This window comes from Paraflavisolibacter caeni, from assembly GCF_025628885.1.
Taxonomy (GTDB): domain Bacteria; phylum Bacteroidota; class Bacteroidia; order Chitinophagales; family Chitinophagaceae; genus Flavisolibacter; species Flavisolibacter caeni.
Map to the genome: position 1 here is coordinate 118,821 of NZ_JAOTIF010000018.1, position 20,269 is coordinate 139,089.

A 20,269-nucleotide genomic window follows, 5' to 3' on the forward strand; every position below is an offset into this window, starting at 1 on the left:
AGCGTACTATAATTCTGGTGGAGGAAAACCAATACGATATCGAAAATCAGGAATGGCTCCAATCTTTTGAATGGATTATTCAGAATGAACCTCCTGAAAGGGTACAGGAAATTATCCGTTTACTTTCCAATAAGGCGGCAGAAAATGGCATTTCACTTTCTTCACTCATCAATACTCCTTATGTCAATTCTCTTCCACCCATAAAAGAACCAGTATATCCGGGCAACCTTGAAATAGAAAGAAAATTGACCGGCATTATTCGCTGGAATGCAATGGCTATGGTAGTGAAGGCTAACAAAAAAAACAAGGGTATTGGCGGCCATATCTCTACATATGCTTCAGCTGCGGACCTGTTTGAAACCGGCTTCCATCATTTTTTTAAAACTGCCGATGGAGGTTCTGACCTGATATATTTTCAGGGACATGCTTCCCCAGGTGTTTATGCCCGTTCATTTGTAGAAAGACAATTGGATGAAGAAGCAATGGGAAACTTCCGTTTGGAATTGCAATCCAACAAAGGTCTCTCCTCCTATCCTCACCCAAGATTAATGGAAAATTACTGGCAATTTCCTACTGTGTCCATGGGCCTTTCGCCCATTATAGCGATTTATCAGGCACGGTTTTGCAAATACCTTGAGAACAGAGGATTAAGAGAAAAGTCAGAACAGCATATATGGGCATTTATGGGAGATGGTGAAATGGATGAGCCGGAATCTATTGGTGCCATTACAGTAGCTGCACGGGAAAAACTCAATAACCTCATTTTTGTTATCAACTGCAATCTACAGCGCCTTGATGGTCCTGTGCGGGGCAATGGAAAAATCATCCAAGAGTTAGAAGCAATTTTTAAAGGGGCTGGCTGGAAGGTGATCAAAGTGTTATGGGGGAGTGAGTGGGATTCCTTATTTGAAAAGGATAAGGAAGGCATACTTACAGAAACATTGAATAAAACGCTGGATGGGCAGTTTCAAAAATATGCGGCATCAGATGGCAAATATATCCGTGAACATTTGTTTGGCCAGGATGAAAGATTAGTGAAGCTAGTAGAAGATCTTTCTGATGAAGAGATCAGGAATCTTCGTTTAGGAGGGCATGATCCTGTAAAGATTTACCAGGCATACAAAGCGGCTGTCGAAAATGGGGAGAGTCCGACCGTAATTTTGGCGCAAACGGTAAAAGGTTATGGCCAAGGCAAAGCGGGCGAAGCCAGTAATGTAGCACACCAACAGAAGGTATTGAACGAAGAGGAATTGAAATATTTTAGAGACCGGTTTAACGTGCCTGTCACAGATGAGCATATTAAAGAAATTCCCTTTTATTTGCCTGATGAGCATAGCGAGGAATATCAATATTTAATAAAACAGAGAGAAAAGCTTGGTGGTTGGCTACCCAAACGTCAAAGTGGAAACAACCCGCTTTCTATGCCCAATGAAAAGGCATTTTCACATTTTTATGAGGGCTCAAAAGACAAGGAGGCAGCAACAACGATAGTGGTGATCCAACTGCTTTCGGCGCTCATGAAAGATGAGCAGATTGGAAAGTTGATCGTGCCCATTATTCCTGACGAATCACGCACATTCGGTTTGGATTCCCTGTTTCACCAGGCCGGAATTTATTCACCTTTGGGTCAAAATTATGAACCTGTTGACAAGGAGAACTTGCTCTATTATAAAGAAGAAATAAAGGGTGCGATCATTGAGGAAGGCATTACTGAAGCCGGTTCCATGTCCACCTTTATTGCTGCCGGTACTGCTCATGCAAATTTGGGGATCAATATGATCCCGGTTTTTTTCTTTTACTCCATGTTTGGCTTTCAACGATTTGGTGACCTCGCCTGGGCGGCTTCAGATGCCCGTGCCCGAGGCTTTTTGATTGGAGGCGTTTCGGGCAGGACTTCACTGGCAGGGGAAGGATTGCAACATTGTGATGGACAAAGTCATATGTATGCAATGGCATTCCCGAACGTAAAGGCTTACGATCCTGCTTTTGCTTATGAAATAGCAGTGATCTTTCGCGAGGGATTCAGGAACATGTTTGTAGAAGGAAAGGATTGGATGTATTATATAACGGTTATGAACGCTACTTATAAAATGCCTGCTAAACCCCAGGAAGAAGGTATTGACGAGGGCATTATAAATGGTATGTACCGTTTTAAAAAATCGGGTAAAAAGAATGACAACGGAAAGATCAACCTTTTGGGAAGCGGAGCAGTAATGACCGAAGTGTTGAAAGCAGCGGAAATACTGGAAGAAGAATTTAATTTTTCTGTTGATATCTGGAGCGTTACGAGCTATAAACAATTATATGATAATGCCATTAATGCCGAACGTGGAAACCGCTTACCTAAAGAGCATTTGAGCATAAGATCGCATATTGAAAAATGTGTTGGAAATGAAAAAGGTTTATTTGTCGCTGCCTGCGATTATCTGAAACTATTGCCCCTGTCGGTTGCCAAATGGTTTCCCGGAAAATTTATTGCATTAGGAACAGATGGATTTGGTAGAAGTGACACGGTTCCAGTCATGCGGGAATTTTTTGAAGTGAATGATAAGCACATCGTTTTCGCTGCTTTGTCGGCTTTATTTGAAGAAGGAAAATTCAGTAAAGAAGAATTAGTAAAATCAATAGATGTTTTAGGAATTGATACCGGGAAACTAAATCCGACCAATCCATTATGAATCTGCAGAAGCATTTAAAAGAAAGTAAAAGGAATACATGATGCAGAAAGAAATTAAACTACCTAAAATTGCCGAAGGCGTTGAATCTGCTACTGTAACAAATATATTAGTGTCGGAAGGAGATGCTGTTGAAAAAGCACAATCCTTGATCGTCGTTGAAAGCGACAAGGCTTCTGTCGAAGTTCCTTCGGAGGCAGCAGGCAAGGTAAGTACGATCAAGGTTAAAGAAAATGATGAGATAAAAGTAGGTGATGTAATCCTGGTTTTGGAATCAGAGGAAGAAGAACAGTCAACTGAAGGCGCTGAAGAAAAAGAAGGAGAACAGCCTACTGAGGCGACAATAGGAAAAGAAGTTGTAAAAGAAAAAGAAGAAGAACCAAAGAAAGAAAAAGTTAGTGAGGAAGAGAAAACTGAACCCAAGGAAGGAACAGAACGAACAGCTGTAAAGAAAGAAGAAAAAAAGGGTGAGGTTCAGCCAGTAGCGGGAGGTAAAGTTCAGCCTGTGGCGGAAAAAGAAAAACAGCCAGTGATAAAACCCGAAGAGGAAGAAAAAGCAGGGGAAGAGGATCGGGTAACCAAGGAACAGGAGATTGCTGCAGCGCCAAATGTTCTGAGACTTGCAAGAGAACTAGGCATTCAGGTTAATGAGTTGAAAGGAAGCGGGCCGGAAGGGAGAATTCTAGAGGAAGATGTCATGGCCTATGCAAAAGAGATCATTCAAGGTAAAGGGAGGCGTCCGGTACAAGAAGAACCGCCACTGCCTGATTTTTCCAATTGGGGAGAGATAGAAAAAGTCCCATTGAAAGGCATACGCAGAGCAACGGCAAAAAGAACGGCTGTGTCCTGGAATACTATTCCCCATGTAACCCATTTTGATCAGGCTGAAATTTCAAAAATAGAGGAATTAAGAGCCAATAAAAACCATTTAGCCGAACAGCAAGGTGGGAAGTTGACTGTCACCGCCATTTTATTAAAAATTGTAGCCGAAGCCCTTCAGGAGTTTCCAATGCTAAATGCATCGATCGATGTTAATGGTCAGGAAATTATTCTCAAGAAATACATTCATATCGGAGTAGCTGTTGATACGGAGCGGGGCTTGCTTGTTCCTGTGGTCCGGGATGTTAATAAGAAGAATCTAATCAATCTTTCAGTTGAGTTGACTGAATTATCTGAGAAAGCCCGGAAAGGAAAGTTAACTGTTGATGAAATGAAAGGCGGCAGCTTTACGATTTCTAATGTCGGAGGAATAGGCGGCACCAACTTCACCCAGCTTATTTATCACCCGCAAGCAGCCATATTGGGGGTAGCAAAAGCTGAATTGAAACCCATTTTTATAGATGGTGAATTTAAGCCGAAACTAATGCTTCCTTTATCACTTAGCTATGATCATCGCCTGATTGATGGCGCTGATGCAGCCCGTTTTCTCAGATGGATTTGCGATGTCATTGAAAACCCTTTGAACCTGCTTATAGATGAGTGATCATCAAATGTATGTTGCTCAGGGGATGAATATCAAGTCAGTAGCAAAGATCTTGCATCGGAAAAAATTGAAGAGAAATAAGGAGTATTCAATTATTTGTCTAATGTGTTCATTAAAATAATGAAAACAAATAAAACAGTTTTAATGTGACAAAAATCAAGCTTCGTCATCAAAAAGCCTAATTTTTACATGCCAGAAAATTGTATATTAGAGTTGCCATATGGAAAATACTAGCATTCGATCACTAAAACTTTTCATATGGTAGCATTTTTCAAACTCACCTCGAAGGCCTCTGGCGAATTAACTGCATTTTTCGAAATGGATGTACAAGGAGACAATGAATTGGACTATCTCAATTCTTTAAAAGAAGGTAGTAAAGTCAAACAAATCAGCCGGAAAGAGTATGATAAACTTATGATAGCAGAGCGGGACAAATGTTTTGTTTTTGATGCGCAACAAGTGTAAGAACATGACTAAAATCATGTGTTTTTTTATAGACACAGAACTCTTTTAAAGGCTTATAATCCGTATTTTAGACTCGCCATATAGAAGACAACCGTATCTATATTAAAACCGCTCACATGGGTGCTTTTTTCAAACTCACTTCCAAACATTCCGGAGAATTGATTGCATTCTTCGAATTCGATGTCAAAGACGACAACGATTTAGATTATCTCAACTCATTTAAAGAGACCAGTAGTTACGTGCAGCAAATCAGCTTAGCTGAATATGACCTGCTATTTAGAGAAAAGCGTGGCAAGTGTTATTTTTTTGATTTGAGGGTGTAAGATCGCTTGTTATTCGCCTCAGCATGTTGCGAGGTAAACAAATGTATTATTCCCTCATATTGGTCATGAATTGGCAGCTATAAAGTATTAGCGAATGCTCTGTTTTTTGCAATAGTTGAAAATGGCTCCCAACTCTGCTCTGCTGATGTAATTCACACCTGGGTATAATTCGCTAGCCAGCAGTAAATCACTGCAAACTTTTGCCTTCTCTGCTTCGGGCATTAGCATAAAGTCCTCCAAAGTCACAATCACATATTTATTGTCTTGTGGAGCTGTTTTTAGGTTCTCAAACTTATATTTTTTTATCCGGGCAAGTACCCTTTGTTCCAAGGCCTCCGGCATCAGTGGCTCGACTGTCAAGGCCCTGTCGAATTGCGCAATGGCTTCATCGAAACGAAATTCACGGCTCAGGAGCAGGCCTTCTTTAAAATAGGTGTCTATACTTGCGCTGTCGATTAACCAGATACGGTAAAAACTCTTGTTTGCGCCTTTGAGATTCCCGGTGCGCAAGTACTCGTAAAACATGGCTGTGTGGAAAGTGAGGGCAGCTTCTTTTTTTTCCTTAAAGACACCAGTCCTTGACAGGGCCATGCGCCTGATTTTGCCGGTGGAATAATATGTTATAGAAGTATCATAGCCGGTTTCTTTTTTCAACCTTAACTCCTGTTTTATTTGGCCATTGTTAAAATACAGTTTTGCATTTCCGCTTGGCTTTCCATTGATACATTCCTCCAAACGCATGAGTGACCCATTTGGGTAATAATCCATCCACAGGCCATGCATGATGCCATTCTTATAATTCGTAACCAATATTTTGATACCACTTATGTTATAGTAGGTTTGCGCACCGTCTAATTTCCCGTTCAAAAGTGTTCCTTCGTTTTGTATTTTACCATTGTTGTAGTAATCAATGTATCTTCCACTGTAGGGAATTCCCCTAAGTGTCCAAACACCCTCCTTTAGAACCATTTGCTTTAGGCTCGGAATTCTCCTCACGCTGTCGGCGCGGCTCCGATATGCTTTAGTGAAAAAATAAGTAATGCTATCCACCTCCTTCCAACCCAACAACCGCAAAGAGTCCCGATTGGTGATGACGGAATAGTCGGCGATGTCTTCCGGCAAAATTGGGTCCCACGGTGCTGAGTATTTGACAAGGGGAATAGAGTCAAGAATGTAAAGTATTTTATGATATTTGGACTGACCAGATGCAGTCACAATTATCGAAAAGAAACCGAATAGAAATAGTAAAAGTTTGCTCATCTTAAAAACTCAATAGGGTTTCCGCTACCCTTACTAGCTGCAGATAAACAATGGTGCCTGTGCTATGATGAAATCCTGCACTTTGTAATCTTACAGGTATTAGGATAAAGGTAAGGGGAGACAGACAAGGCTTTCCTATCCCTGCCGGATATTTAAAGAAAATTAACTCATGTATTCAGTTGAGCAGCACCGTTGCACAAGCCCGGTCTCCCTGCTGCACAAAGCCTGAGGGTTTGCTGTCCTTGCTTTGGTTGAGCGCAGAAAACTTTAGCGATTGCTGAAATTCCAGAAAACCTCTAAAACATATCAGAAAAGAATAAAAGGAAAGGCGGGTTGATGGCCCGCCTTTCCTTTTTTATACTATTGTGCTATTTCCAATTACTAGAAAAGATCATTCACTTTAGGCATGACAAACTGCTTGTTCTCTCCACTTGGTTTGGGCAAGCCGAAGTAGAAGTACAAGGTGCGTTTGAAAGTGCCATTCAGTTTATTGGGTTCACTTTGAGGACCAAGGGCCGAAGTATTGTAACTAATGTTCAAAGCCAGTTTGGTGCCTATGGGTGGAATGCGGTCGAGAAACGACAAGTTGCCTACAGGCAGTTCGGGATGCGGACGAACACCGGATAAGCCGTAGAAATCGAACAGACGTACAAATAATCCAGTGTCGGGAGAAGCTACACAGAACTTGCCTTCCACGGTATTTAATTCCATCCATGTAATATCACCATAATATCCTTTGAATTCAGGAAAGATCCAGGGTGCAGAACCAGTTTGGGTGTTGTTGTATACATTCTGCCAAACATTATTGGTAACACCTTGCAAACGATTTTTCCAAACGCGGTAAGGACCTTTGCCCAGCCACTTAGCACCCAATACAAAGTTCTCAGGATAGTTAAAACTTATACCGGCAAACTGGTAATTACCGTTTAATTCATATTCATAATCCAACTGTGTCCAGCCACTGGGATAGATCTTCCATTTGGCCCATTTCATGTTACCAGTGTAAGCAACTTCAGCGACCTGGGCGTCACCTTCTTTATAGGTTTTCACACCAGTTGCTGTTGCTGTGCCGCTAACCAGTACAGGACCTTTACCAAAAGAAAGCGGGTCACTTGCAGCGTTGCGTACGCCAGCCAATTGTCCATCTTTTTTGCTGATCATGATAGATACTTCACCACCTCTTAATGTGACCAGGCTATCATTTTCTGTGATGGTAGTGGCGGCTGTATCTTTCATGGATACAATGTCATTTAATAAGCCGGCATTGTCTTTTACATTCCAGGTCCACTTGTAGATCAAATTCTTTGCAGGATCAAAGGCAGAAAGCACTAATGCATCATAACCTTTCCAATCATCAGGAAGGTTGATTTGAAGATTGCCTTTTTCTCCACAGGGAGCAATGGAAGGACTGGTTAACTGGCCGCTCTTCATCACATCATAACCCGTAAACAGGTCTCCAGGTTTGCGGTAATTCACCAATGCCCAGTGGAAGGTACATTGATTCAGGTTGGTGAAATGATAGCGATTCTCTACGGGTATCGTACCATTGAAGTTTGATGCCAGGTCTTTCATCCAGATCTTCACAGGAGCATAGATCTCGCGGATGGCATTGAAGCTTCCTTCTTTTTCGCGGTGGGGACCAACAATACCATCGGGTGCATTCAACCCATTCACGTCAATGATGTTGTTTAAATCGGTACGCACAATACCTTCATCTACTAAAGCCCATAAGAAGCCTCCAGCTCCTTTTTTAGCGTTCCAATGTAATTCCCAGAAGTCGTTCAGTGCAGCGCCAGCCCCGCCATCATCCTGTGAGTGCAGGAACTCGGTAGGCATGTAAATGTTGGTATCTGCAACCAGCTTTTGAGTGCTGTAATAGTCTTCATAGTGGTTGCAGTCAATGCCGTTGAAAGCATTACCCGGACGGTGGTGTGCATGGATCACAGGGCGATTGCTCAGATCATATTGACCATAATCATCATCGAGCGCGAAATTGTGACCACCTTCGTTACCGTTGCTCCAGAAGAAAATGGAAGGATGGTTGGCATCGCGGATCACCATCTCTTTCACCAATTTCTCACCTGCCTTGGTGCTATAAGCTTTTTGCCAGCCAGCTAATTCATCCAGCACATACAGGCCCAAAGAGTCGCACAGGTTCAGGAAGTTTTTATCCGGAGGATAGTGTGAGCAGCGAACAGCGTTCATGTTCATTTCCTTGATCAGTTTCACGTCCATCAGGTCTATTTCCGGATTGACGGCTCTACCTGTTTCGGGCCACCAGACGTGACGGTTCACGCCTTTCATTTTGATCTTTGTGCCATTGAGGTAAATGCCATCACCTTTACGAATTTCAATGGTTCTGAAACCGAATTTATCGGAAACCCTGTGCACACGTATTCCACCAATCAGAAAGGAAACATTTACTTTATACAAGTTTGGTGTTTCGGCAGTCCATTGCAGTGGATTAGCCACTTTGGCGGTGAGCTTTACAACAGAATCTTTTACATTAACCGGAAGTTTTGCACTAGCGACTAATTTATTAGCCGCATCCCAGATCTCGGCCAACACCTCCCCTTTCTGGAGTATGTTATCTACAAACACATTCATGGCAAAAGAGCCATCGGCTTTTGCATCAATAGAAGTATGATCGATGTGTTGTTTGGGTACTACTTTCAAATATACAGGGCGGAAGATGCCACCGAATACCCAGTAATCTGCCAGGCGCTCTGCATTGTTGACAGAGTTGTCGGAAGACATTTTACTTACGGTTGCTTCCAGCAGGTTTTCCTGTCCGTATTTCAGCAGGTCGGTGATGTTGTATTTGAACTCGTAGAAAGCACCCTGGTGTTTATCACCTGCAGACTTCCCGTTGATCTTCACCTCGGTATCTGTCATGGAGCCTTCAAATACGATAAAGACCTCTTTACCTTTCCAGGCAGCAGGAACGGTAAACTTATGTTTGTACAACCCTTGTTCATCGGCAAAGCGGAAGTTCTTGCCATAAGTTTTATAATCGCGACCATAGTTATAGGCACCAAAACCTTGTTGCTCCCAGTGAGCGGGTACCTGGATGGTGGTCCATTTGCCACTGTTGCGGCCACCGGTGCAATAAAAATCCCAGGCAACGGTGTTTTTGTTATCAGTACCTGAGAGGTATTTGATTTGTGTTGCCGTCTGAGCAAATGAATTCGCCATCAGCAAGGCAGCAGAAGCTGCCATCAGAAGTTTTCTCATGTCTTGTCCTCTTATTTATTCTTATTTGGTTTTAGATTGATGTAAACAGGTTGGTCACGGTCGCAGGTGATCTCACCATTATTGTATTTCAGTTCAGCTAACTGGATCAAACTGATCTTAGATTCAACTGAGCCAGCAGGCGCAGGTGCTGACTTTTTTCTGCCCGGGTGTGTGAAATAGTAAATAAAGGCACGATCGCCATTGACTACTACATCCGCATGTCCGCCGATGGCAGCATCTTCAGGCCCTTTACCGGGTGCTTCCAGAATGCGTTCTTTCTGGCGTTTCCAGTTTTGCAGGTCGTCTGAAGAATAAATTCCCAATCCGGCCCAGTTGTCAACGATCATCCAGTACTTTCCTTTCCACTGAAATACTTTGGGGCCTTCACCTCCACGATCGCCAAATGTTTTGCCTTTGTCTTCCCAGTTGTATAAGTCCTTACTATCGGCATAGTAAATGGATTTACCATCTTTTTCGTTGTTGTACCACATGCGCCATGTACCATCGGGCATATGGAAGACACAGGCATCAATTACTCTTTCTGAAGATAGTTTGAGTGTAGACTCGTATTTCCAATTGAACAGGTCCTTGCTGGTCAGGTGGATAATATCGCGTGGGTGACGCCAGTCGGCAAATACACCAGGCACATAGGTCAAGTACATGTGGTAAGTGCCTTTGTGCTCGATAACATCAGGCGCCCAATGTGTGTAATCTGGTACAGGGCGATAATTGATGTTGGCTGTATCGCGGTATTTCCAGGTAGCACCATCTTTTGATTCGGCGATACCTATGCGGGTGCCGTGCACCCATTTAACGCCGGTAGAATCGGTCATAGTGGCCCGACGATTGGTATAGAACATGAACCACTTTTTTTCATTAGCGTTCCAGATGATCACCGGGTCGGCGGCTCCATCATAAATGGGATCGCGATAGAGCGGTTTGGGAGCTAGCTTACCCTTTGATTTCTTCTGTGCAATACTTTGATGTGCAAAAGGAAGAAACAGTAATATTAGACATGCGATTTTCAGAATGCACTTCATTTGGACAGATTGAGAATGGTGAATGGTGAAGGATGATGGACACAAGTAAAATATGTACAGTAATTCCATACTTGTGCGGTATGGAATTACTGTTGGGATATTTATTGAACAATACGGGTTATTGGTGTGAGGGTTACCGGACCAGCCAAGCCAGAAGCTTGTGGTTCCCAACCAGATGCGTCAAACACACCGTTTTTGACATTTTCCTTTTTACGGGCAGACATGTTGATGTTGTAAAACTTCTTCCACTGCATGCAATTCTTATCCATGTAGATAATACGATTGGCCATCAAATTGGATACTAAAACTTCAAGTTTGTTATTTGCCTGCAGGCTGGCGGCGGGAATTTCCACTTTGAATTCAGGGCCAATCAGGGTGGCCACTTTTTTACCATTCAGGAAAACTTCTGCTGTTTCATCCACATGCCCCAGATCCAGTTGCCATGCAGTTGCCTTGCCTAAAGGCTTGGCAAAGGAAATAGAATATTTCGCTGTACCAGAGAAGTTCTTTACATCGTCACCATCCAGGTTTGTCCATGAACCCAGTTTATCAGTAGTTACCTTGGCAGGCAGTTTAGGTCCACCGCTTACAAACTCAATCGTCCATGTTCCTTTGATCTCCTGCTCATCACCAGCAATAGTTACATAAGGGAAAGCCGTACCTGTCTTTTTAGTATTGAAAGTTTGAACAATGGCTGATTCAGATGGCCGTAATTGCACATACACTTCCACAGTACCATTTTGCTTTTGCCTGGATTTAGCAATCCCGCTTTTTGCAAACATGGGGTCGAACAAAGCGACAGATGCAGCTTTAGCACTCAGAGGCACCCAACCACTAAAGGCCTTGTCTGTCCTGTTGTCCAGGAAATATGTATAGCCATCATTATTCCTTTTGCGGATGAATTGGATTCCGGCTTCGTGCAGCGTTTCTCTTCTCACTTTAGCAGCGTCCAAAAGGGCTTCCATATCATCGCTTAAAATGAATGCACCTTTGCCAACTACGGCTTTTTTTACCTTGCCATTGTCAGTAAACCTGATTTGCTGTACTAAATTTTGAAAAGCTGTTCTGCGATCCTGCAGTTTGTTGAAGCCAGGCACATCCTGCGGCAGTGATTTATACACTAAAATTTGTGCGCCATTATTTGCCAATTCCAAAAGCTTTTGGAAAGTAGCTTCAGGAATGAACTTATTAGCAGGTAGCAAAATGGTTTGATAGTTATTACCACCTGTCATGATATTACCATTGGCGGTCGTCATTTTCTGCAACTGGCGATCGGAGAAAAAGTCGAAGCCGTATCCTTTTTCCTGCATCCATTCGGCAGTATGTGCAAAGTCGGTTCCTTCAAAGTTCTTTTCTATGCCATCGAAGTGCTGTAGCATCACTCTTCCCGGCTCCATATATCGGTCGACTAGCGGGAAGTATAACAGCACGTTATTATCAGGTTTGCCCATTTGCAAGAATGACTGTGAGCGGGCAACATAATCATTCAGCGCTTTAAAGTCTTTCCATTGTGGATTGGATTGATTAAAGTGAACAGCAGCATAAAATAACCATCCAGGCCAGGCTTCGCCTTTAGGAGAATAATTTACGCCATGGTAAAAGATGTGGTTCACCCCGCCCAGCATAAACAAGTCCAATGCTTTTTTCACATCGCCCCAATTGGATAAAAAGTGTTCGTTTAGCCAGGTAGCAGATTCGGATGACGATAGTCTTTTACCGGTTACATTGGCAGCAGAGGTAGCGAATTTAAAGCGCATGATATCGGTACCTTCTGTTTCAGGAATATCAATTGCACCATATAAATCCAACAGGTTGGCTGGAGAGCCGTGTGATTGGTTACGGATGACTGTACCTTTGGTATCGCCCCATTTTTTCCATTCTTTGGTGAAGTGTTCCAGGATCAGTTCGTCTATGGTTGCGCGATAATCATACAGTACTCTTTTGTTTGTTTCCTCATCAGCTTTCTGAAAAAGGGCCGGCAGATAGTTGCGCAGATCATAACCTCTTCTTTGCTGGAATTCTTCAAACATTTTGGGAGTCCAGTTGTGCTGACCACTGCGGGCATCATCCACTTCATATGAGTCGTTAAACAAGGCGCGGATATAAGAAATGTCATGTCCTTTAAACGCCTCGTCAAAGCGGCTTAAGAAGGTATGTATGGCTTCAGCAGAAAAGTGGTCGATAGCATAACCTTCGCCACCAGGAGCAGCTCTTTCTACCATTTTACCGTGCAGCCCCTGAAAGAGTGCATACAAGTTCCAATTTCCTTCAGGAGCCGTCCAGTTCAACTTTCCGGAAGCATCCACCTTATTGGTCAAGTCTATTTTCTGGCCATTGTCAGAATAAGCCATCAATATTTGTACAGGGAGCAGCATGGGGAACTTCACCTGGTCTAAAGCCAAGCCTTGCAGGTCTTTATTTGATGCAATGTCCTGATTTAATGTATCAACACTCACCTTTTTTGTATTGGCTGTTGATACAAAGCCATCGGTCTTGTATACAATGGCTTCATTCAGTTGTTCGCCACCTTTCAATTGATAGTTTTTGTAATAGACGGTTTTGCTGGCGTCTTTGTCCTTTATCCAAGGACCACCGAAAGGCCAGCCGGTGCCATTAGCAATATCTATCCCTAAGTTCAAACGCTTTGCTTCTTTCAGGGTAAAGTCGAGCATTTGCATCCATTGGGGAGACAAAAAGTTGATGAACTGTTTTTCATATCCCTTAACACCATAGATCGGTGTTATTTCCAAGCCGCCCAAACCTGCATTTTTATAGTCCTGCATATTTGCGGTAAGGTTCTTTTGATCTACGGCACTGCCTTCCCACCACCAGCGAGCCCAAGGCCTTGTTTCCTGGTTAATTGCAGGCCAGGAAACCTGTGCCATTGCGGCTATTGAAGCCGCGGAGAGAATGGTTGATAATGTTACTTTCTTCATAAAACTAATCATGCCCCATCCGACCTACTCAACAGAGGAGGGTTGAGTACACTCATTTATTCTTGAAATTTAATTATTGACAAAATGCACTTTTTAACTCTTCGCAATTTCTACTGCGTATACCTGTGATTCACCTTCAAAGTTGGCGCGGAAGATGATCCATTTACCGTCAGGTGAAAAGTGAATGTTGGGTTCCAACTTATAGCCATGGTGTTTCATGTTCACCAATCTTTCCGCATCAAAATGATCGCCATTGGGACGGAACAAGTATATCCACATACCATCCTTTGCTTTGGCAACCTGGCCAGGATCGCCACCATCACCTGCAAACAGTTTCTGATCGGGTGATATATTGAAATGGATAGACCATTCATCCCTGGTTAAGCTATATTTCTTTTCCTGCCCAGTTTTTACGTCGGTACCACCCACAAAGAAATTAGTACTGCGCGGTTGTTGCAGGTCGAACCAGATGGTCTTGCCATCGGGGCTAAACCATTCATGACCGGCAATTTCCATATCCATTGTACGTTTGTGCATCAACTTTATTTCATTGTTCATTAAGTTGATGGTCCAGATGCGATCAACCTTATGCCAAGGGCCTTCGTGACAGAACATCAGCAAATTTGGATCGGTTGAAGAGAACTGTACATGATTTAACCAAGCAGAATCTGTAAACAGTTTTTTGATCTGTTTTGTTTTGAGGTCGACGGCAAATAAAGTGCGGGGCAGCTTTGCTTCATAGATCTTATTGAAATAATCACTTTTGTTGGGATTCTGTCTGAAGATTTCTTTTTCAGCATCTGATGACCAAACACCACCCAGCAGGGTTTCATCAGCATTTAGCGTAGTAACGCTTGCTTTGAAGTCTGCAGGAAAAACAAAGAGTAACTCAGTTTTCTTTGTATCAATATTAGTAGCAAAGATGCTGTCTTTGATCTGGTAGTAAACCTTCTTGCTTTTTTTGCCTACAATTTCTCCACTCATGGGAGAAGCCTGACTGGTCACTTGTTCTGTCTGCAATGTTTTCAAGTCAACGGTATGGATTTGCTTACCAGCTTTATCCGTACTGTAAAACACCATTTTATTTCCAATGAATGGATTGTTGTGAAAGTAGAAGGATGCGTTACTTCCTTCTTTACGCGACAAGCGAATCACTTTATGGTGCGTGTCCTGGTCAATCCATTCATCGGGCATGTCTTTTCCGCCCGTTTCCATTACAGGAACGGTTTTCAATGACGCATGCTGTATTTGTGCTGATGCAGAAAGGGATAGTGTTAACATCAGCGCCATTGGTACATCAATTTTTACATGGTTCATATAGCTCAATTGTTTTTAATTTTTTAAAGGTTTTTGTATATCCGGTTTTATTTGTTTCAATGCTTGTTTGACATTGACATACTTGTCCAAGTCTTTCAATGAAATGACTGTATACTGATTATCGTGCAGGAACTGCAGATATTCCTTGAACAATTCGGGAGGAGTCGTTACCCAAGGATGTTCATAATCGGGTACGCCGTGAATAGTCAGCACAACGATCTTTCCATCTTTTGCCTGCTGCAAAGCATTCATGATTTCTGTTTTATTCTTTTCGTTGGTCGCCCAACTTGGGATCAAGTAAGGATGATCCGAAAGCGGATCATAAGGTCGGCTGCCACCTGCGCGGGCGAAGCTGTAATGTCTTTCTTTTAAGACGTCGAGTGTTTTTGCATCCAACCCATAGCCGGGATAAGCAAAGGTGTGCGGTCTGCCCAGCTTCAGTGAGTCACACTTATCTTCTATATATTTTAATTGAGCAATTACACCTTCTTTGGAGAGCCTATCCACATGAGCATGCGTATGTGTATGGTTGGCTACTTCAAATCCCATCTTTCCCAACTGCTGCATTTGTTTCCAAGTCATGTATTTGGAGGTATCACTGAAGTTGGGAGGGAACTCACAAACAAAGAAAGTAGCTCCAAAGCCGTATTGCTTCAATAGTGGTGCAACGTTTGTAAAGTGTGTAACCGGTGCATCGTCGAATGTGAGCACGACCAGTTTGTCAGGAATGGGTTTCCTGATGATTTTCTGGCCGGTTGATTGAAGGCTAATCATACATGCTATGTAGAGCAATAAATTTTTCATCTTTTAGAAGGATAGTTGGGGTGTCCTGGATATTTTTTTATCAGGGATTTCGCCGCCGTCTTTGAGGTTAAAACCTTCAACATTTTTTAATTGATATAGAGGAGCAGTTCCTGCCTTTTGGGCTTTCACCCGGAAGAAGTCAGCACCTTTTACATCATCGAGTATAAAAGCAGGACGGGTTTCTTTGCCCATGAAGCTTACTTCCACATTGTTCAATTCAATGTTCTTTACATGACGGATGAAAAAGCCATATGCTGGCAATACACCAAACTTTTGCGGTTCGGGATATACCTTCTCATATTCGGGCACTTCTTTCTGAATCTTAGCCAGCGGTGAGTCAATGGGACGATAATAAATGCGAATGTTATTCAGTTTCACATCTTCAATTTCATTTCCGGGTAAGCCAGAGATCAGTGTAGCAAAATGGGAGTCTGCATTGTATGCTACTACATTACTTATTAACACGCGGCGCAGCTCTCCGATGGGCGTGCCTTGAGGCCCGCGCATGCGACCACCCAGGCGAAGGAAGATAGGCGAGTTCACAATATCACGCATGGTGATGTTGGTAATGGTCACATCTTCCAACAAAGCGCCATCTACAGTTTCCAATGCCAGTCCGCGGCAGTATTCAAATACGCAGTTAGAGATGGTAATGTTCTTAAAGCCACCATTGGATTCGGTACCGAACTTAATACGACCGGTAGGGCCTTCCTGGTCAGGCACCTGGTTGAATTGTTTCCGCTGGTAAGTACCATCATAAAGGGTACCCAGGTCGTAACCGCTTACCTGACAATTGGTGATGGTTACATTTTGTGTAGGACGAGCATATCCCAATGCATAAGAACTCTTTAAAACTATTGCATCGTCGTTAGGAGAATTTACTGTGCAGTTGGAAATCCGTACGTTGAAACAGCAGTCGATGTCCATACCATCTCGGTTGGTATCAATTTTCAAATTATCTACAGTCAGGTTGTCAACACCTGTGGCTAAAATTCCAAAGTGACCACCATAAATGAGTGTAAAATCTTTCAGTATTACGTTGCGGCAAAGCTTTAATGAGATGGCTTTATTGGCGCCACCTTCCCACATGTAGGGGCCAGCATTCACACCGATCTTTTCCCAACGTTCGTGTTTATAAAACCCGCGACTTAATCCTCTACCATTGATCAAGCCGGGACCAAGGATCGAAATATTCTGGAGGTTCTCGCCCCAGATCAGGCTATTGTGCCAATGGCTGTGACCATAGTCCTGGTAGTTATTGCCCGGGCCCGGATCAGGATCATCATATCGGCCACCGTGTGTAGAATCTGCAGCCAGTAAGGTGCAACCCTGGTCCAAGTATAAAGTGATATTACTCTTGAGACGAATGGAATAACTTAAAAAGGTACCACCTGGAAAATAAACCGTTCCGCCACCAGCATTTGCTGCTGCATCAATGGCATCGTTAATAGCTTTTGTATCTATGGTTTTGCCATCGCCTTTCGCACCATAATCTTTAATATTAAAAACAGTTTTGTTCTGAGCGAAAACAGAACAAGAAATCAACAATACAACAATTAAGAATTTAGTCTTCATCATATCAATTAAAAGAAATGCATCACCAACGGAAGGTCACTAAAGAAACCGCCTGTCGTGGCAATTGAATTTTCAAAATAGTTTCCCCGTTGGTTTGTATCCATTGAGGAGATGTATATAGCGCTAACTGGCCTGCTTTTTCCAATTCTTTGATTTGGGCTTCCGAAGGATTCTGCGGTGACCCCATTTTCTTCCACAGTTCGTAGGAGTTGCTATGTTCACCATCAATACGATAATGATGGAGGTACAACTGCTTCGCCGGCAAACCTTTGACCTTTAGTACTACTGTTGCTGTTGAATCTTTCACATCATCGTCATGATAATTCCAAAGCATAACGGCAGCGGTGTGCGCATCTTTGCTTGCCAGGGCATTGATGTCTGATTGTGCACCCCTGATGCTGGAATCAGCAGCTTTCCTTAAGTCATAAGCAGCATCTGAAACCACTTTTACTCTTTTGCCCTGCATCATGCCGAACATGCGGAATACATTCAAGACGGGTTTATCAACGCCATTGGTTGCCAGATCACGGAAACCATAGAACCAAGGCTGGTTCTCAAATTCGAATGACCAAGAAACAGCACCTTTAAAGTTCACCTTCAACGAATCTGCTAAAGCATATTTGCGGGCAAAAGAAGCGGCAGTGTAACTGGAATACATCGTTCCATTGCGGTAAGCATTTTCAGGGTTGGTTTGCATGCCACAGGCAGCACAACCTTCGGGATCAGACTCTCCAATAATGATTGGAAGATGTTTTAGCTGCGGGTAAGAAGCTACGATCTGAAAGCCACCCCTAATGTCACGCAATTGAGTGCCCATGTTCATGCGCACATGACCATCTACTACTCTAGGTGCGCCTTTGGCATGAAAAGCTATGAAGTCGATTGATGTACCGGTTTTGCCCGTCACGTAGTTTTTACCGGAGATGCAATGTTGCAGGAATCCATTCAGGAATTTAGCGCCCCGACTGCCACCAGGACCTGTAACATGTGGTCCACCGATCTTTGCAGTTGGCAAAGCACGTTTTACTGCATCAACGCTGTAGTCGTAGAGTTTGCAATATTCTTCCAATGTTCCTCCCCAGTAAGGGCTATCCGGTTCATTCCACAGTTCCCAGTACCAGCTTTCCACTTCTTTCTTTCCATATCGCTGCACGCAATGTTTTACCCATTGATAAACCAATTCTCCCCATTTGTTGTAATCTTTTGGCGGAGCAGTCCAGCCCGTAAAGATTTCATTGTAAGATGTACCCGGTTTCCAATGATGTTGATAGGGTTGCGGCTTAGAGGACAAAGCTTCAGGCATGAAACCCAATTGAGCCAGCGGCTTCATACCCCGTTGCACATAGGTATCAAAGATGCTATCTACGATGTTCCAGTAATAAACTGGGTTGCCACTGGCATCTTCCGTATACATGTTAGTAGATCCCCATTTAAGGGCAGGCGTACCATCACCGGTAGACATCATGTTGTGGGCACGCACAAAAACAGGAACGGGACTCAAAGCAGCTATTTCTGAAAGCAGCTTTTTGCCATCCTTCATGTAGGTATAGTTCGGTTCGTCGTATCCAAACCATGCCCATACGGGGTCCATGTTACCAACAGGCTGGTTGAGGTCAACAGTGATTGCTGCCCTATGAGGTATTACCTGGGCGAACGCAGGAAATTGCATCAACAATACAATCAGGACAAGCGTACTTATCCTGATTTGCAATTTCCAGTTATGGTAGTATGATGGTGGATTAAATTTCATGGGCTTTCTATTGATCATTAATTACCGTCCGGCTTTTTATCACCAGTGAATGCACTCATTGGCAAGTTCCAGTTCTCTACGGGATCCGGACTTGCCGGATTGAAAATAGATGCGTCTTTTAAATATTTTGCAATAGGAAGATTAGCTTGTTTGATGCCATTCACAATACATTTAGCCAGCTCATAGGCGCCATAAGTACTAAAGTGTGTGTTATCCTTCAGTTCTTCAGTCTGGCCGGGAAAGGAATTGGCCGGATAATGTACAAAAGCTTTAATAGACTTTACCGGCCCCCAGGCTTCGTACAGGGTTTTACTCATAGCATTGAGGTCGATCACTGCTACACCTTCTTCCTTACCCGTTTGGCGCATTGCGTCCGGGTATTCGAGTAATGTATTCACAATAAGTCCTGAAGAATCAAAGTTCCTGCGATGCATGGACGTTACCAGAACGGGTGTGATGTTGCGTTTTCTTGCTTCGGTTATCCATTCCTTTAAGGTTGCTTTATAGGTAGTGAAGGGATCCAAATGGTTACCACCGGGCTTTTGATCATTGTGTGCAAATTCGATGAACAGGTAATCGCCAGGTTTGGCCATACTCCAGATCTTTTCCAAGCGTCTTTCTCCCTTAAAAGCTTTGAGTGTTTCGCCAGATTCAGCATAGTTGGCAATGGCTATTTTACCGGGCTTGAAAAATGCAGGAATCATCTGTCCCCAAGCTGCCCAAGGCTCATTGGCCTGATCAACCACGGTAGAATTACCCGCCAGGAAAACAGTAGTTAAGTCTTTTGCCGGGGTAATTTCAACGGCGCAAACTTTAGGTGCGGTATTGTTGAATTCCAGGGTCAGCTTGTCATCCCAGTGCAGGTAAGTTGCCTCACGAGGTTTGAGATGCACTTTACCATTTGAGCTCCGGATGATGCTGTCTTTTACATGAACAGTGAATTCCTGGGTGGTAAACTTTCCATTTGTTGTTACTGCTTTTTCCACCATCAGTCTTCTGCACTCTGCCCTGATGGTCGTAACAGATGTCCCTTTCTGATCGCCCAGAAGCACTTTTACATTGTAGTTACCTTCGGGAAGTTTGACAGAAAAGTAAAAAGGTTTATCGCTTGTGATATAATCGTCTTTCAGGGCATCGTTGCCTGTGTAACTCTTGGAAATAACAGATGATCCATAATCGAAACCATAACCAGTTTGCGGGTTGTAAACAGTTGTCGGTTGTACCTGTATATATCCTTTCTGCGGTTTACCTGAGCCAAAGTCGAATTTGTAGGATGTTGTTTGTGCGTGTGCGTAGGAAACGAAAGAGGCGACAAAGAGTAAAGCGTATTTTGCAAAAGAAGTCATCATAGTTCGTACTAGTTATTTTAATGCAGTATCTGCGTGCTATTTATTTAAGTTATTTATC

General features: G+C 43.1%; 13 protein-coding genes. 4 read left to right on the plus strand and 9 right to left on the minus strand.

All coding sequences use genetic code 11. The features are described 5' to 3' along the window. Positions 1–17: 17 nt before the first annotated feature. The 4 genes from aceE to OCK74_RS18925 all read left to right on the plus strand — a co-directional run bounded on the left by aceE (position 18) and on the right by OCK74_RS18925 (position 4,946). Positions 18–2,678, plus strand: a complete 2,661-nt coding sequence (gene aceE, locus OCK74_RS18910; protein WP_279298641.1) for a pyruvate dehydrogenase (acetyl-transferring), homodimeric type — start codon at positions 18–20, stop codon at positions 2,676–2,678. 37 nt (positions 2,679–2,715) lie between these two features. Next, positions 2,716–4,158 carry a 2-oxo acid dehydrogenase subunit E2 gene (locus OCK74_RS18915; RefSeq protein ID WP_279298642.1) on the plus strand — a complete coding sequence of 481 codons (1,443 nt, stop codon included), beginning with the start codon at positions 2,716–2,718 and terminating at the stop codon, positions 4,156–4,158. Positions 4,159–4,416: 258 nt separating this feature from the next. Further along, positions 4,417–4,623 (plus strand): hypothetical protein, encoded by a 207-nt coding sequence (locus tag OCK74_RS18920; RefSeq protein ID WP_279298643.1) that lies wholly within the window; start codon positions 4,417–4,419, stop codon positions 4,621–4,623. Between the two features lie 116 nt (positions 4,624–4,739). Continuing rightward, a complete protein-coding gene (locus tag OCK74_RS18925) occupies positions 4,740–4,946 on the plus strand; it encodes a hypothetical protein (protein WP_279298644.1) in 207 nt (68 codons plus the stop codon). An 87-nt stretch (positions 4,947–5,033) separates the two neighbouring features. Here the strand turns inward: OCK74_RS18925 and OCK74_RS18930 are convergent, their stop codons facing one another. The 9 genes from OCK74_RS18930 to OCK74_RS18970 all read right to left on the minus strand — a co-directional run bounded on the left by OCK74_RS18930 (position 5,034) and on the right by OCK74_RS18970 (position 20,211). After that, the gene (locus OCK74_RS18930; protein ID WP_279298645.1) at positions 5,034–6,206 is read right to left on the minus strand and encodes a toxin-antitoxin system YwqK family antitoxin; all 1,173 of its coding nucleotides are present in this window, start codon (positions 6,204–6,206) and stop codon (positions 5,034–5,036) included. A gap of 381 nt (positions 6,207–6,587) precedes the next feature. After that, positions 6,588–9,440 (minus strand): glycoside hydrolase family 2 protein, encoded by a 2,853-nt coding sequence (locus OCK74_RS18935; protein ID WP_279298646.1) that lies wholly within the window; start codon positions 9,438–9,440, stop codon positions 6,588–6,590. An 11-nt stretch (positions 9,441–9,451) separates the two neighbouring features. Next, a complete protein-coding gene (locus OCK74_RS18940; RefSeq protein ID WP_279298647.1) occupies positions 9,452–10,480 on the minus strand; it encodes a family 43 glycosylhydrolase in 1,029 nt (342 codons plus the stop codon). Between the two features lie 101 nt (positions 10,481–10,581). Further along, positions 10,582–13,416 (minus strand): glycosyl hydrolase, encoded by a 2,835-nt coding sequence (locus tag OCK74_RS18945; protein ID WP_279298648.1) that lies wholly within the window; start codon positions 13,414–13,416, stop codon positions 10,582–10,584. A 93-nt stretch (positions 13,417–13,509) separates the two neighbouring features. After that, the gene (locus OCK74_RS18950) at positions 13,510–14,733 is read right to left on the minus strand and encodes an oligogalacturonate lyase family protein (RefSeq protein WP_279298649.1); all 1,224 of its coding nucleotides are present in this window, start codon (positions 14,731–14,733) and stop codon (positions 13,510–13,512) included. 15 nt (positions 14,734–14,748) lie between these two features. Continuing rightward, on the minus strand, positions 14,749–15,537 hold the full coding sequence (locus tag OCK74_RS18955; RefSeq protein WP_279298650.1) for a polysaccharide deacetylase family protein: 789 nt from the start codon (positions 15,535–15,537) through the stop codon (positions 14,749–14,751). Between the two features lie 3 nt (positions 15,538–15,540). Next, positions 15,541–17,115 carry a rhamnogalacturonidase gene (locus OCK74_RS18960; protein ID WP_279298651.1) on the minus strand — a complete coding sequence of 525 codons (1,575 nt, stop codon included), beginning with the start codon at positions 17,113–17,115 and terminating at the stop codon, positions 15,541–15,543. Positions 17,116–17,134: 19 nt separating this feature from the next. Next, complete coding sequence (locus OCK74_RS18965; RefSeq protein WP_279298652.1) at positions 17,135–18,862, minus strand: GH39 family glycosyl hydrolase; 1,728 nt, start codon at positions 18,860–18,862, stop codon at positions 17,135–17,137. Between the two features lie 17 nt (positions 18,863–18,879). Further along, complete coding sequence (locus tag OCK74_RS18970; RefSeq protein WP_279298653.1) at positions 18,880–20,211, minus strand: rhamnogalacturonan acetylesterase; 1,332 nt, start codon at positions 20,209–20,211, stop codon at positions 18,880–18,882. Positions 20,212–20,269 lie beyond the last annotated feature (58 nt).

Excerpts from the sequence above, each read along its gene's own strand:
- OCK74_RS18960 (WP_279298651.1), bottom strand. The coding sequence starts at position 17,115 with ATGATGAAGACTAAATTCTTAATTGTTGTATTGTTGATTTCTTGTTCT.
- OCK74_RS18955 (WP_279298650.1), bottom strand. The coding sequence starts at position 15,537 with ATGAAAAATTTATTGCTCTACATAGCATGTATGATTAGCCTTCAATCA.
- OCK74_RS18970 (WP_279298653.1), bottom strand. The coding sequence starts at position 20,211 with ATGATGACTTCTTTTGCAAAATACGCTTTACTCTTTGTCGCCTCTTTC.
- OCK74_RS18915 (WP_279298642.1), top strand. The coding sequence starts at position 2,716 with ATGATGCAGAAAGAAATTAAACTACCTAAAATTGCCGAAGGCGTTGAA.
- OCK74_RS18925 (WP_279298644.1), top strand. The coding sequence starts at position 4,740 with ATGGGTGCTTTTTTCAAACTCACTTCCAAACATTCCGGAGAATTGATT.
- OCK74_RS18945 (WP_279298648.1), bottom strand. The coding sequence starts at position 13,416 with ATGAAGAAAGTAACATTATCAACCATTCTCTCCGCGGCTTCAATAGCC.
- OCK74_RS18940 (WP_279298647.1), bottom strand. The coding sequence starts at position 10,480 with ATGAAGTGCATTCTGAAAATCGCATGTCTAATATTACTGTTTCTTCCT.
- OCK74_RS18965 (WP_279298652.1), bottom strand. The coding sequence starts at position 18,862 with ATGAAATTTAATCCACCATCATACTACCATAACTGGAAATTGCAAATC.
- OCK74_RS18920 (WP_279298643.1), top strand. The coding sequence starts at position 4,417 with ATGGTAGCATTTTTCAAACTCACCTCGAAGGCCTCTGGCGAATTAACT.
- OCK74_RS18935 (WP_279298646.1), bottom strand. The coding sequence starts at position 9,440 with ATGAGAAAACTTCTGATGGCAGCTTCTGCTGCCTTGCTGATGGCGAAT.
- OCK74_RS18930 (WP_279298645.1), bottom strand. The coding sequence starts at position 6,206 with ATGAGCAAACTTTTACTATTTCTATTCGGTTTCTTTTCGATAATTGTG.
- OCK74_RS18950 (WP_279298649.1), bottom strand. The coding sequence starts at position 14,733 with ATGAACCATGTAAAAATTGATGTACCAATGGCGCTGATGTTAACACTA.